The 12,202-nt window shown below is 64.6% G+C and carries 21 protein-coding genes; all 21 read left to right on the top strand.

What is annotated here, in order from left to right; genetic code table 11:
* Position 1 precedes the first annotated feature (1 nt).
* The gene (rplP, locus tag CSC78_RS11600) at positions 2-415 is read left to right on the top strand and encodes a 50S ribosomal protein L16 (RefSeq protein WP_055941282.1); all 414 of its coding nucleotides are present in this window, start codon (positions 2-4) and stop codon (positions 413-415) included.
* The gene (rpmC, locus tag CSC78_RS11595) at positions 415-600 is read left to right on the top strand and encodes a 50S ribosomal protein L29 (RefSeq protein ID WP_055941284.1); all 186 of its coding nucleotides are present in this window, start codon (positions 415-417) and stop codon (positions 598-600) included. Before rplP ends, rpmC begins: the two co-directional genes overlap by 1 nt.
* Before the next feature lie 12 nt (positions 601-612).
* Positions 613-879, top strand: a complete 267-nt coding sequence (gene rpsQ / locus CSC78_RS11590) for a 30S ribosomal protein S17 (RefSeq protein WP_055941286.1) — start codon at positions 613-615, stop codon at positions 877-879.
* Between the two features lie 14 nt (positions 880-893).
* On the top strand, positions 894-1,262 hold the full coding sequence (gene rplN / locus CSC78_RS11585) for a 50S ribosomal protein L14 (RefSeq protein ID WP_013535986.1): 369 nt from the start codon (positions 894-896) through the stop codon (positions 1,260-1,262).
* Between the two features lie 15 nt (positions 1,263-1,277).
* Positions 1,278-1,595 (top strand): 50S ribosomal protein L24, encoded by a 318-nt coding sequence (gene rplX, locus CSC78_RS11580; RefSeq protein WP_162338026.1) that lies wholly within the window; start codon positions 1,278-1,280, stop codon positions 1,593-1,595.
* Between the two features lie 8 nt (positions 1,596-1,603).
* Entirely contained in the window at positions 1,604-2,146 is a 543-nt protein-coding gene (rplE, locus tag CSC78_RS11575) for a 50S ribosomal protein L5 (RefSeq protein ID WP_055941290.1), read from the top strand.
* A gap of 20 nt (positions 2,147-2,166) precedes the next feature.
* Positions 2,167-2,472 carry a 30S ribosomal protein S14 gene (gene rpsN / locus CSC78_RS11570; RefSeq protein ID WP_062352415.1) on the top strand — a complete coding sequence of 102 codons (306 nt, stop codon included), beginning with the start codon at positions 2,167-2,169 and terminating at the stop codon, positions 2,470-2,472.
* Between the two features lie 204 nt (positions 2,473-2,676).
* Positions 2,677-3,075: a 30S ribosomal protein S8 gene (rpsH, locus tag CSC78_RS11565; RefSeq protein WP_093296356.1), complete on the top strand. Its 399-nt coding sequence runs from the start codon at positions 2,677-2,679 to the stop codon at positions 3,073-3,075.
* Positions 3,076-3,091: 16 nt separating this feature from the next.
* On the top strand, positions 3,092-3,619 hold the full coding sequence (gene rplF, locus CSC78_RS11560) for a 50S ribosomal protein L6 (RefSeq protein ID WP_162338025.1): 528 nt from the start codon (positions 3,092-3,094) through the stop codon (positions 3,617-3,619).
* Positions 3,620-3,648: 29 nt separating this feature from the next.
* Positions 3,649-4,005: a 50S ribosomal protein L18 gene (rplR, locus tag CSC78_RS11555; RefSeq protein ID WP_055941298.1), complete on the top strand. Its 357-nt coding sequence runs from the start codon at positions 3,649-3,651 to the stop codon at positions 4,003-4,005.
* A 156-nt stretch (positions 4,006-4,161) separates the two neighbouring features.
* Complete coding sequence (gene rpsE / locus CSC78_RS11550) at positions 4,162-4,704, top strand: 30S ribosomal protein S5 (protein ID WP_055941300.1); 543 nt, start codon at positions 4,162-4,164, stop codon at positions 4,702-4,704.
* Positions 4,697-4,888 carry a 50S ribosomal protein L30 gene (gene rpmD / locus CSC78_RS11545; protein WP_055941302.1) on the top strand — a complete coding sequence of 64 codons (192 nt, stop codon included), beginning with the start codon at positions 4,697-4,699 and terminating at the stop codon, positions 4,886-4,888. The genes rpsE and rpmD overlap by 8 nt, the downstream gene beginning before the upstream one ends.
* Positions 4,888-5,331, top strand: coding sequence for a 50S ribosomal protein L15 (gene rplO, locus CSC78_RS11540; RefSeq protein ID WP_082563251.1), 444 nt, complete (start codon positions 4,888-4,890; stop codon positions 5,329-5,331). Before rpmD ends, rplO begins: the two co-directional genes overlap by 1 nt.
* A gap of 7 nt (positions 5,332-5,338) precedes the next feature.
* Positions 5,339-6,700: a preprotein translocase subunit SecY gene (secY, locus tag CSC78_RS11535; protein ID WP_162338024.1), complete on the top strand. Its 1,362-nt coding sequence runs from the start codon at positions 5,339-5,341 to the stop codon at positions 6,698-6,700.
* A 342-nt stretch (positions 6,701-7,042) separates the two neighbouring features.
* Entirely contained in the window at positions 7,043-7,399 is a 357-nt protein-coding gene (gene rpsM, locus CSC78_RS11530) for a 30S ribosomal protein S13 (RefSeq protein ID WP_062352394.1), read from the top strand.
* Between the two features lie 12 nt (positions 7,400-7,411).
* Entirely contained in the window at positions 7,412-7,804 is a 393-nt protein-coding gene (gene rpsK, locus CSC78_RS11525; protein WP_055941307.1) for a 30S ribosomal protein S11, read from the top strand.
* Between the two features lie 14 nt (positions 7,805-7,818).
* Positions 7,819-8,448 carry a 30S ribosomal protein S4 gene (rpsD, locus tag CSC78_RS11520; RefSeq protein ID WP_056878831.1) on the top strand — a complete coding sequence of 210 codons (630 nt, stop codon included), beginning with the start codon at positions 7,819-7,821 and terminating at the stop codon, positions 8,446-8,448.
* A 50-nt stretch (positions 8,449-8,498) separates the two neighbouring features.
* A complete protein-coding gene (locus CSC78_RS11515) occupies positions 8,499-9,497 on the top strand; it encodes a DNA-directed RNA polymerase subunit alpha (RefSeq protein ID WP_056878832.1) in 999 nt (332 codons plus the stop codon).
* A gap of 192 nt (positions 9,498-9,689) precedes the next feature.
* Positions 9,690-10,064, top strand: coding sequence for a 50S ribosomal protein L17 (rplQ, locus tag CSC78_RS11510; protein WP_142124587.1), 375 nt, complete (start codon positions 9,690-9,692; stop codon positions 10,062-10,064).
* 160 nt (positions 10,065-10,224) lie between these two features.
* The gene (locus CSC78_RS11505) at positions 10,225-10,740 is read left to right on the top strand and encodes a disulfide bond formation protein B (protein ID WP_162338023.1); all 516 of its coding nucleotides are present in this window, start codon (positions 10,225-10,227) and stop codon (positions 10,738-10,740) included.
* Positions 10,741-10,791: 51 nt separating this feature from the next.
* Positions 10,792-12,186, top strand: coding sequence for a class II 3-deoxy-7-phosphoheptulonate synthase (locus CSC78_RS11500; RefSeq protein ID WP_162338022.1), 1,395 nt, complete (start codon positions 10,792-10,794; stop codon positions 12,184-12,186).
* The last annotated feature ends 16 nt before the right edge of the window (positions 12,187-12,202 follow it).

The following is a 12,202-nucleotide window of genomic DNA, read 5'->3' as shown; positions in this document are numbered from 1 at the left end:
CATGTTGCAACCCAAGCGAACCAAATACCGCAAGATGCACAAGGGCCGTAACGAAGGCCTGAGCTGGAGCGGCAACCTCGTTAGTTTCGGCGAGTACGGCCTGAAGGCCACGGCGCACGGTCAGCTGACCGCGCGCCAGATCGAAGCGGCCCGCCGCTCGATCAGTCGCTACGTCAAGCGCGGCGGCAAGATGTGGATCCGTGTGTTCCCCGACAAGCCGATCACCAAGAAGCCCATCGAAGTCCGCATGGGTTCGGGTAAGGGCAACGTCGAATACTGGGTCGCCCAGATCCAGCCGGGCCGCATGATCTATGAAATCGAAGGCGTCAGCGAGGACATCGCGCGTGAGGCGTTCCGCCTGGCCGCGGCCAAGCTGTCGGTCACCACCACTTTCGTGACCCGGACGGTGCGCTAATGGAACTCAAGCAACTCCGCGAGAAATCGGCTGACGAGCTGAAGGCCCACCTGACCGAGCTGCGCAAGGAGCAATTCTCCCTGCGCATGCAGAAGGTGACCGGCCAGCTGCCGAAGACGCATGAAACCCGCCGGGTCCGCCGCGAGATCGCTCGCGTGAAGACCCTGCTGGGCAGCCAGAAGTAAGGAGCGACCAAGATGAGCGATAACAAAGACAAAGCGCAACGCACCATCGAAGGCCGCGTCGTCAGCAACAAGATGGACAAGACGGTTACCATCCTGGTGGAGCGTCAGGTCAAGCACGCCCTGTACGGCAAGTACATCAAGCGTTCCACCAAGCTGCACGCGCACGACGCGGACAACAGCTGCAAGGAAGGCGACGTGGTGCGCGTGACCGAGATCGCCCCGATGTCCAAGACCAAGAACTGGCGCGTGGTGGAAATCATCACCCGCGCGGCCGAATAAAGGAGATCTGACTCATGATCCAGATGCAGAGCTACCTTGACGCGGCCGACAACTCCGGTGCCAAAGAACTGATGTGCATCAAGGTGCTGGGCGGCTCGAAGCGCCGCTATGCCGGCATCGGCGACATCATCAAGGTGACCGTCAAGGACGCCATCCCGCGTGGCAAGGTCAAGAAGGGCGAAGTCTACGACGCCGTGGTCGTGCGTACCCGCAAGGGCGTCCGTCGTCCCGACGGTTCGCTGATCCGCTTCGATGGCAACGCCGCCGTCCTGCTGAACAACAAGCAGGAGCCGATCGGCACCCGCATCTTCGGGCCCGTGACCCGCGAGCTGCGTTCCGAGAAGTTCATGAAGATCGTTTCGCTCGCGCCTGAAGTGCTCTGAGCGGAGGACATAGAAATGGCTAACCGTATCAAGAAGGGCGACCAGGTCGTCGTCACCGCCGGCAAGGACAAGGGCAAGAAGGGCGACGTGGTGCGCGTGGATGGCGACCGCGTGGTCGTCTCCAACGTCAATGTCGTCAAGCGCCACACCAAGCCGAACCCGCAGGCAGGTATCGCGGGTGGCGTGGTGGAGAGCGAGCGCTCGATCCACATCTCCAATGTCGCGCTGTTCAACCCGGCAACGGGCAAGGGCGAGCGTATCGGTTTCAAGGTGCTGGAGGATGGACGCAAACTGCGTGTGTTCCGCTCCAGCGGTGAGGCGCTCGACGCCTGAGGAATGACATGACCACTCGTCTCGAAAAAATCTACAAGGAAGAAGTGGCGCCGGCTCTGATGAAGAAGTTCGGCTACACCAATCCGATGGAAGTGCCGAAGATCACCAAGATCACCATCAACATGGGTGTGGGTGAAGCGGCGACCAACAAGAAGATCCTGGAGAACGCCGTGGCCGACCTGGCCAAGATCACCGGCCAGAAGCCGATCACGACCAAGTCCCGCGTGTCGGTGGCTTCGTTCAAGATCCGCGACGGCTGGCCGATCGGCTGCAAGGTCACCCTGCGTCGCGCCAAGATGTACGAATTCCTGGATCGCCTGATCAGCATTTCGCTGCCGCGCGTCCGCGACTTCCGTGGCGTGTCCGGCCGTTCGTTCGACGGCCGCGGCAACTACAACATGGGCGTGAAGGAACAGATCATCTTCCCGGAAATCGACTTCGACGCCGTCGATGCGATCCGCGGTATGGATATCGCCATCACGACGACCGCCAAGAACGACGCCGAAGCCAAGGCGCTGCTCGAAGCGTTCAAGTTCCCGTTCCGCAACTGATTCGCTAGGAAAACGACATCATGGCAAAGACCTCGATGGTCAACCGCGACATCAAGCGGGAAAAGCTGGCCAAGCAGTACGCCGCCAAGCGCGACGCGCTGAAGAAGATCATCTCCAGCCAGAACGCTTCGTACGAAGAGAAGGCCGACGCGGTCGTCAAGCTGCAGAAGCTGCCGCGCGACTCCTCGCCGAGCCGCCAGCGCAACCGCTGCGAGCTGTCCGGTCGTTCGCGTGGCGTGTACCGCAAGTTCGGCCTGGGCCGCAACATGCTGCGCAAGGCCACCATGAACGGCGACGTCCCCGGCCTGCGCAAGGCCAGCTGGTAAGGACGCCGGGGGCGCCCGTCCAGGGTTCCCCTCAGGTTTCAAGGACAAGTCCGGCACGCGCCGGACTTGTTGTTGTACAATGTTCGGCTCCCGCGGCTTGGCCGGGGGAGGGCTGGTGAACCGGCCGCCCGCCTGGGGGTTTCCAGGGACAACACAAGATTTTCGCGAAAGCGGATATCGGTGCTACTCATAAGGCAGACTCTCATGAGCATGACTGATCCCATCGCCGACATGCTGGTGCGCATTCGCAATGCCGCCGCTGTTGGCAAGCCGACGGTGAAGATGCCGTCCTCCAAGATCAAGACCTCGATCGCCAACGTCCTCAAGGCGGAAGGCTATGTCGGCGACGTCCGCGTGACGAAGACCGAGAACAACAAGGCCGAGCTCGAGATCGTCCTGAAGTACTTCGAAGGCAAGCCCGTCATCGAGAAGCTGAGCCGCGTGTCCCGTTCGGGCCTGCGCCAGTACCGTGGCAAGGCCGAACTGCCCAAGGTCCTCGGTGGCCTCGGCGTCGCCATCATTTCCACTTCCAAGGGCATCATGACCGATGCGCAGGCCCGTGCGGCCGGCGTTGGTGGTGAAGTCCTGTGCTTCGTGGCCTAAGCGAAGGAGCCCAGACATGTCCCGCGTAGCCAAGAAGCCGATCAGTCTCCCGAAGGGCGTCGAACTGAATGCCCAGGGTGAAACCCTCAACGTCAAGGGCCCGAAGGGCACCCTGTCCATCGCCAAGCCGGCAGGCGTCGAACTCAACGTCGACAACGGCACGGTGAACCTGTCGCCGGTCACCCCGGCCGACGACGCCATCACCGGCACCATCCGCGCGATCCTGGCCAACATGGTCAAGGGCGTGTCGGAAGGCTTCGAGCGCAAGCTCGAGCTGGTCGGCGTGGGTTACCGCGCCGCGATGCAGGGCAAGGACCTGAACCTGTCGCTGGGTTTCTCCCACCCGATCCTGTTCAAGACGCCGGAAGGCATCACCATTGCCACCCCGACCCAGACCGAAATCCTGGTGCAGGGTGCCGACAAGCAGCGCGTTGGTGAAGTCGCCGCCAAGATCCGCGGTTTCCGTCCGCCGGAACCCTACAAGGGCAAGGGCGTGAAGTACTCCGACGAAACCATCATCCGCAAGGAAGCGAAGAAGGCCTAACCGGGCTTTCGGCTTCGAGGAACCAGATCATGAGCATCAAGAACACCGCCCGCCTGCGCCGCGCCAAGTCGACCCGTGCGCACATCCGCGAACTCGGCGTGCCGCGCCTGTCGGTGCTGCGTACCGGCCAGCACATCTACGCCCAGCTGTTCACCGCCGATGGCTCCAAGGTCATCGCGTCGGCCAACACGCTGCAGGCCGATGTGAAGGATGGCCTGAAGAACGGCAAGAACAGCGATGCTGCTGCCCGCGTGGGCAAGGTCATCGCCGAGCGCGCCAAGGCCGAAGGCATCGAGAAGATCGCGTTCGACCGTTCGGGCTACCGTTACCACGGCCGCATCAAGGCCCTGGCTGACGCCGCCCGCGAAGGCGGCCTGCAGTTCTGATATTGAAAGGCATGGGGGCGACCCCATGCCTTGTCCTGCCGGCGCGGGCTGCGCCGGGCGCGATCCTTCTTCTGCATCGATCGTTGCATCACTGCTCCACACCACAACCATAAGCGGCCACGCCGTACATACCTCAATAACCAAGGAATTCAAGCAATGGCAGAAGAGCGTCAGCCGCGGGGTCGCGATCGCGACCGTAATCGCGAAGAGAAAGTCGACGACGGCATGATCGAGAAGCTGGTCGCGGTCAACCGCGTCAGCAAGACCGTCAAGGGCGGTCGCCAGTTCACCTTCACCGCACTGACGGTGGTGGGTGACGGCAACGGCAAGATCGGTTTCGGCTACGGCAAGGCGCGCGAAGTGCCGGTCGCCATCCAGAAGTCGATGGAATATGCCCGCAAGGGCATGTTGAATGTCGATCTGAACAACGGCACGTTGTGGCACCCGGTGAAGGCCGGCCACGGTGCGGCCCGCGTGTTCATGCAGCCGGCTTCGGAAGGTACGGGTGTCATCGCCGGCGGTGCCATGCGCGCCGTGCTGGAAGCGGTGGGCGTGAAGAACGTGCTGGCCAAGGCCGTCGGTTCGCGCAACCCGATCAACCTGGTCCGCGCCACGCTGAAGGGCCTGAGCGACATGCAGTCGCCCACCCGCATCGCGGCCAAGCGCGGCAAGAAGGTGGAGGAACTCCTCAATGGCTAATGAGTCCAACAAGACCGTCAAGGTGCGCCTGGTGCGCGGCCTGCGTGGTTCCCAGTCGCGCCACCGCCTGTCGGTGAAGGCGCTGGGCCTGAACAAGCTCAACGATGTGCGTGAACTGAAGGACAGCCCGCAGGTGCGCGGCCTGATCGCCAAGGTTCACTACCTCGTCAAGGTCGAGGAGTAATCAACATGCGTCTCAACACACTGAAGCCCGCCGACGGCGCACGCACCGAACGCACCCGCGTCGGTCGCGGTATCGGTTCCGGCCTGGGCAAGACCGCCGGTCGCGGCCACAAGGGTTCGTTCGCGCGCGCCGGCAAGGGCAAGATCAAGGCGAAGTTCGAAGGCGGCCAGATGCCGCTGATCAAGCGTCTGCCGAAGGTCGGCTTCCGCTCCAAGCTGAAGCTGGATTGCGCCGAAGTGCTGTCGTACCAGTTGGAGAAGCTGGAAGCCGGCGAGATCGATTTCGCCGCGCTGCGTGCCGCCAAGCTGGTGCCCAGCACCGCCAAGCGCGCCAAGATCGTCAAGAAGGGCGAACTGACCAAGAAGTTCGTGCTGAAGGGCGTGGCCGCCACGGCCGGCGCCAAGGCCGCCATCGAGGCTGCCGGCGGCAGCGTGCAGGAGTAACGGACGCATGGCGCAGGGTAATGCCGCCGGTGCGCTGGCAGGCGCAGGCAAGTTCACCGAACTCCGCCAGCGCCTGCTGTTCGTGCTGGGTGCGCTGATCGTCTACCGGATCGGCTGTTTCATTCCGGTCCCGGGCGTCAATCCCGATGCCATGCTTGCGATGATGCAGGCGCAGGGCGGCGGCATCGTGGACATGTTCAACATGTTCTCGGGCGGCGCCCTGCACCGTTTCAGCATCTTCGCGCTGAACGTCATGCCCTACATCTCGGCGTCGATCGTGATGCAGCTGGGCGTGCACATCTTCCCCAGCCTGAAGGCGCTGCAGAAGGAAGGCGAGTCCGGTCGCCGCAAGATCACCCAGTACTCGCGCATCGGCGCCGTGCTGCTGGCGATCGTGCAAGGCGGCAGCATCGCCACCGCGCTGCAGAACCAGGTCGCGCCGGGCGGCATGCCGGTGGTGTATGCGCCGGGCATGGGCTTCGTGCTGACCGCGGTGGTCGCGCTGACCGCCGGCACCATCTTCCTGATGTGGCTGGGCGAGCAGGTGACCGAGCGCGGCATCGGCAACGGCGTCTCGCTGATCATCTTCGCGGGCATCGTCGCCGGCTTGCCTGGCGCGGTCATCCAGACCGTCGGCGCCTTCCGCGACGGCACGCTGAGCTTCATCTCGCTGCTGATCATCGCGGTGGTGGTGTTGGGCTTCACGTTCCTGGTGGTGTTCGTCGAGCGCGGCCAGCGACGCATCACGGTGAATTACGCGCGCCGCCAGGGCGGCCGTAACGCGTACATGAACCAGACGTCGTTCCTGCCGCTGAAGCTCAACATGGCCGGCGTGATCCCGCCGATCTTCGCCTCCAGCATCCTGGCCTTCCCGGCCACGCTGGCGATGTGGTCCGGTCAGAACAGTGGCGCGACCACGTGGCTGCAGCGCATTTCGAATGCGCTCGCCCCGGGTGAGCCGCTGCACATGATCGTGTTCGCTGCGATGATCATCGGTTTCGCGTTCTTCTACACGGCGCTGGTGTTCAACTCGCAGGAAACCGCCGAGAACCTGAAGAAGTCGGGCGCGCTGATTCCGGGTATCCGTCCGGGCAAAGCCACGGCGGACTACGTCGATGGCGTGCTGACGCGCCTGACGGCGATCGGTTCGATGTACCTGGTGGCGGTCTGCCTGTTGCCGGAAGTGATGCGCACGCAGCTGGGCACCTCGTTCTACTTCGGTGGCACGTCGCTGCTGATCGTGGTGGTGGTGGTGATGGACTTCATCGCGCAGATCCAGGCGCACCTGATGTCCCACCAGTACGAGAGCCTGTTGAAGAAGGCCAATCTGAAGGGTGGTTCGCGGGGCGGTCTTGCCCCCCGCGGCTGAGGTATAATCGCGGGCTTCCCGCACCAGTCCGGCCGTCAGGGCCGGCTGACTTAGATGGGCGGCCCCCGCAGCGATCCGGTGCGGGGGTGAGAACCAGCCAGTCCCTGCGCCAGAGTAGCGCGGGCGGGGCAGGGCAGGGGGAAACCCCGGTCCTGCGCCAGGCAGGTTCCGGCGCCGGAGCATGGGCACACTCCCCATGCCGGTCCGAAGTCGGCACTGCCGGCACGGGCTTCCCGTAAACACCGGATCTTGTTAGAATTTCCAGTTCACTCTGCCTGTCTGCGCGAATCCCGCCCGGGACGACCGTACACGGGCCAATACTCACAGTTGGAGAGCCGCGTCATGGCGCGTATTGCAGGTGTCAACCTGCCTGCCCAGAAGCATGTCTGGGTCGGTTTGCAAAGCATTTTCGGCATTGGCCGTACCCGTTCCAAGAAGGTCTGCGAAGCCGCCGGCGTCGCCTCGACCACCAAGATCCGCGACCTGTCCGAGCCGGAGGTCGAGCGCCTGCGCGCCGAAGTCGGCAAGTACGTGGTCGAGGGCGACCTGCGCCGTGAAGTCGGCATCGCGATCAAGCGCCTGATGGACCTGGGTTGCTATCGCGGTCTGCGCCACCGTCGCGGCCTGCCGCTGCGTGGCCAGCGCACCCGCACCAATGCCCGCACCCGCAAGGGTCCGCGCAAAGCCATCAAGAAGTAAGGGGCGACCATCATGGCCAAGCCAGCTGCTGCCAAAGTCAAGAAGAAGATCAAGCGCGTCATCACCGACGGCGTCGCCCACGTCCACGCTTCTTTCAACAACACCATCGTCACCATCACCGACCGCCAGGGCAACGCGCTCTCGTGGGCGACCTCGGGTGGTGCCGGTTTCCGCGGTTCCCGCAAGTCCACGCCGTTCGCGGCGCAGGTCGCTGCCGAAAAGGCCGGCCGTGCAGCCCTGGACTACGGCGTGAAGTCGCTGGAAGTCCGCATCAAGGGCCCGGGTCCGGGTCGTGAGTCGGCCGTGCGTTCGTTGAACAACGTGGGCTACAAGATCACCAACATCATCGACGTGACGCCGATCCCGCACAACGGGTGCCGTCCGCCGAAAAAGCGTCGCGTCTAAGGGGGCGATAAGAAATGGCTCGTTATATCGGTCCTACCTGTAAGCTCGCGCGCCGCGAAGGCGCCGACCTGTCGCTCAAGAGCCCGGCCCGTGCGCTGGACTCGAAGTGCAAGCTGGAGCAGAAGCCCGGCCAGCACGGCGCCACCGCCCGCAAGGGCAAGCTGTCCGACTACGCTACCCAGCTGCGCGAGAAGCAGAAGGTCAAGCGTATCTACGGCCTGCTGGAGCGCCAGTTCCGCAACTACTACAAGAAGGCCTCGACCAAGAAGGGCAACACCGGCGAGAACCTGCTGCAGCTGCTGGAAACCCGCCTCGACAACGTCATCTACCGCATGGGCTTTGCCGTGACCCGTCCGGCCGCCCGCCAGCTGGTCTCGCACCGTGGCGTGCTGGTCAACGGCAAGCCGGTGAACCTGCCTTCGTACCAGATCAAGGCCGGTGACGCGATCGCGCTGTCGGAGAAGGCGCAGAAGCAGCTCCGCGTGCAGGAGTCGCTGACGGTCGCCGAGCAGCTCGACCTGAACCCGTCGTGGGTCGAAGTCGATGCGAAGAAGTTCAGCGGCGTGTTCAAGGCGGTTCCGGCGCGTTCGGACCTGCCCGCCGACATCAACGAAGCGCTGATCGTCGAGTTGTACTCGAAGTAATTCATTCACGCACCCCCGGGCGACCGGGGGACCGCAGGAGACAAAGCAACATGACGGGTATTACTCAGCAAGTGCTGCGCCCCCGCGGCCCGCAGATCGAGCGCCTGACCGGCAATCGCGCGAAAGTGGTCATCGAACCGCTGGAGCGTGGTTACGGCCATACGCTCGGCAACGCGTTGCGCCGCGTGCTGCTGTCGTCGATCCCCGGCTTCGCGATCACCGAAGTCGAGATCGATGGCGTGCTGCACGAATACAGCACCATCGAAGGCATGCAGGAAGACGTGCTGGAAGTGCTGTTGAACCTGAAGGATGTGGCCATCCGCATCCACAGCGGCGACTCCTCCACGCTGAGCCTGGCCAAGCAGGGCCCGGGCGTGGTCACCGCCGGCGACATCAAGACCGACCACAACGTCGAAATCCTGAATCCGGAACTGGTCATCTGCAACCTGACCAAGGACACGGCGCTGAACATGCGCCTGAAGATCGAGCGTGGGTTCGGCTACCAGCCGGCCGCCGCCCGTCGTCGTCCGGACGAAGAGACCCGTGCGATCGGTCGCCTGGTGCTGGACGCCTCGTTCTCGCCGGTCCGTCGCGTCGCGTACGCGGTGGAAGCCGCGCGCGTCGAGCAGCGCACCGACCTGGACAAGCTGGTCCTGGACATCGAAACCAACGGCACGATCGATGCCGAGGAAGCCGTGCGCACCGCCGCCGACATCCTCAGCGACCAGCTGTCGGTGTTCGGTGACTTCACGCACCGCGACCGCGGCGCGCCGAAGCAGGCCGCCAGCGGCGTGGATCCGGTGCTGCTGCGCCCGATCGACGACCTGGAGCTGACCGTGCGTTCGGCCAACTGCCTGAAGGCCGAGAGCATTTACTACATCGGCGACCTGATCCAGAAGACGGAAGTCGAACTGCTCAAGACCCCGAACCTCGGCAAGAAGTCGCTGACCGAGATCAAGGAAGTCCTGGCGCAGCGCGGCCTGTCCCTGGGCATGAAGCTGGAGAACTGGCCGCCGGCCGGCGTCGCCCAGCACGGCATGCTCGGCTGATGATGTAGCAAGGAACTCCCGCGTTCGCGCGGGAGTTCTGCCGTTCCAAACGCAACACCTCGTCGACAGGCCACAAGGCCCGCGACGCTCCGGTCAGGGATGGCCGGTCCGGACCACCCGCAGTCCCCTGTTCCACCGCCTGGATGGCGACAGCGAAATCCAACGACCCACCATTCATCAGGAATCCAACCCATGCGCCACCAGAAAGCCGGTCGCAAGTTCAACCGCACCAGCGCCCATCGCGAAGCGATGTTCCGCAACATGGCCGCCTCGCTCATCAAGCACGGCCTGATCAAGACCACCCTGCCGAAGGCCAAGGAACTGCGCCGCGTTGCCGAGCCGCTGATCACCCTCGGCAAGATCGATGGCGTGGCCAACCGCCGCCTGGCGTTCTCGCGCCTGCGCGACAAGGAAGCCGTCGGCACGCTGTTCACCACCCTCGGCCCGCGCTACCAGTCGCGCCCGGGTGGTTACCTGCGCATCCTGAAGTGCGGCTTCCGTGCCGGCGACAACGCCCCGATGGCGTACGTCGAGCTGGTCGACCGTCCGGAAGCAGCGGCCGAGTAAGCCTCGCCTCCCGCAGACACCAAGAGCCCCGGCCAACGCCGGGGTTTTTGTTTTCCGGCGGCACGATGGAGAGGGAGCCGGATGCGGCAAACCGCCACGGGGTGACGTATGGGCCGTGACGCATGGATAATGCGGGCACGACCTCACGCTACCGGTGCCGATGAATCCTCTTCGCTGGAGTTTCCGCGCACAGTGCTTCCTGGGTTTCGCGATCTGCGCGGGCCTGCTGGGTTATGCGCTCTACGTGCAGTTCGTGCACCAGCTTGAGCCGTGCCCGTTCTGCATCTTCCAGCGCCTGGCCTTCGCGGCGACCGGCGTGCTGTTCCTGCTCGGCGCCCTGCATGGCCCACGACGTCCAGGCGGGCGCAGGATGTACGGCGTGCTCGCCTTCCTCGGCGCGGCGACCGGTATCGGCATCGCCGGCAAGCACGTGTGGGTCCAGTTGTATCCGCCATTGATGCCGAGCTGCGGTCCGGGCTGGGACTACATGATCGAGAACAACACCTGGCTCGGCGTCGTGCAGAAGGTGCTGGCGGCCAAGGGCGACTGCAGCACGGTCGACTGGAGTTTCCTCGGCCTGACCATGCCCATGTGGAGCCTGGTGTGGTTCATGCTGCTGGCAGTCTGGGCGCTCTGGATCGGCTTTCGCGCGCGCAGGACCTCGACCTTCCGCTGATTTGACGCGGCGCACCAATCTGGCACGATGGTGGGCCCAAAGGAGTCCACCATGAATCCGTCCGACCGCAACCTGCGCGCTGTCTCCCTGCCGCCCCAATGGGCGCCGGACAGCTGGCGCGCGCGGCCGGCGATGCAGATGCCCACCTATCCGGACGCCGAGGCGCTGGAGTCCGCGCTGGGCGAGTTGCGACAGCTGCCGCCGCTGGTGACCTCGTGGGAGATCTTCTCGCTGAAGAAGCAACTGGCCGAGGCACAGGAAGGCAAGCGCTTCCTGCTGCAGGGCGGCGACTGTGCGGAGAACTTCAGCGATTGCGAGTCCGGGCTGATCTCCAACCGGCTGAAGGTTCTGCTGCAGATGAGCCTGGTGCTCGTGCACGGCCTGCGCCTGCCGGTCGTCCGTGTGGGCCGTTTCGCCGGGCAGTACGCCAAGCCGCGTTCGGCGGATACCGAGACCCGCGATGGCGTGTCGCTGCCCAGCTACCGCGGCGACGTGGTCAATGCGCCGGCGTTCACCGCCGAGGCGCGTGTGCCCGACCCGCGCCGCATGATCAAGGCGCATGCACGCTCGGCCATGACGATGAACTTCGTACGTGCGCTGATCGATGGCGGGTTCGCCGACCTGCACCATCCCGAATACTGGAACCTCAACTGGGTCGGCTATTCGCCGCTGGCGAACGAGTACCAGCAGATGGTCGCGTCCATCGGCGATGCGGTGAGGTTCATGGAGACCCTGTCGGGCTCCGAAGTGCACAACCTCAACCGGATCGACTTCTACACCTCGCATGAAGCGCTGCTGCTGCCATACGAAGAGGCGCTGACCCGCGAAGTGCCGCGCCAGTGGGGCTGGTTCAACCTCAGCACGCACTATCCGTGGATCGGCATGCGCACCGCCGCCGTCGACGGCGCGCACGTGGAGTACCTGCGCGGCGTGCGCAATCCCATCGCGATCAAGGTCGGTCCGTCGGTCACGCCGGACCAGCTGCTGCGCCTGATCGACGTGCTGAATCCGGAGGACGAAGGTGGGCGCCTGACCTTCATCCACCGCATGGGCGCGGCACAGATCGCCGACAAGCTGCCGCCGCTGCTCGACGCGGTGCGCCGCGACGGCCGGCGCGTGCTGTGGGTCTGCGACCCGATGCACGGCAACACCGAGAGCACCAGCAACGGGTTCAAGACGCGCCGCTTCGACAACGTGCGCAGCGAGGTCGAGCAGTCGTTCGACCTGCATGCCGCCGCCGGAACGCGCCTGGGTGGCGTGCACCTGGAACTGACCGGTGAGGACGTCACCGAATGCACCGGTGGCGCGCGCGAGTTGACCGATGCGGATCTGGAGCGGGCCTACCGCTCGACCGTCGATCCACGGCTGAACTACGAGCAGTCGCTGGAGATCGCGATGAGCATCGTGCACAAGCAGAACCAGCTGGCCGCGCCCGCCGCGCGCTGACCGGTCGGCGCGGCGC

Origin of the sequence: Pseudoxanthomonas japonensis (genome assembly GCF_010093445.1) — a bacterium.
GTDB classification, from domain to species: Bacteria; Pseudomonadota; Gammaproteobacteria; order Xanthomonadales; family Xanthomonadaceae; genus Pseudoxanthomonas_A; species Pseudoxanthomonas_A japonensis.
This window is presented reverse-complemented; position numbering and strand designations above follow the sequence as displayed.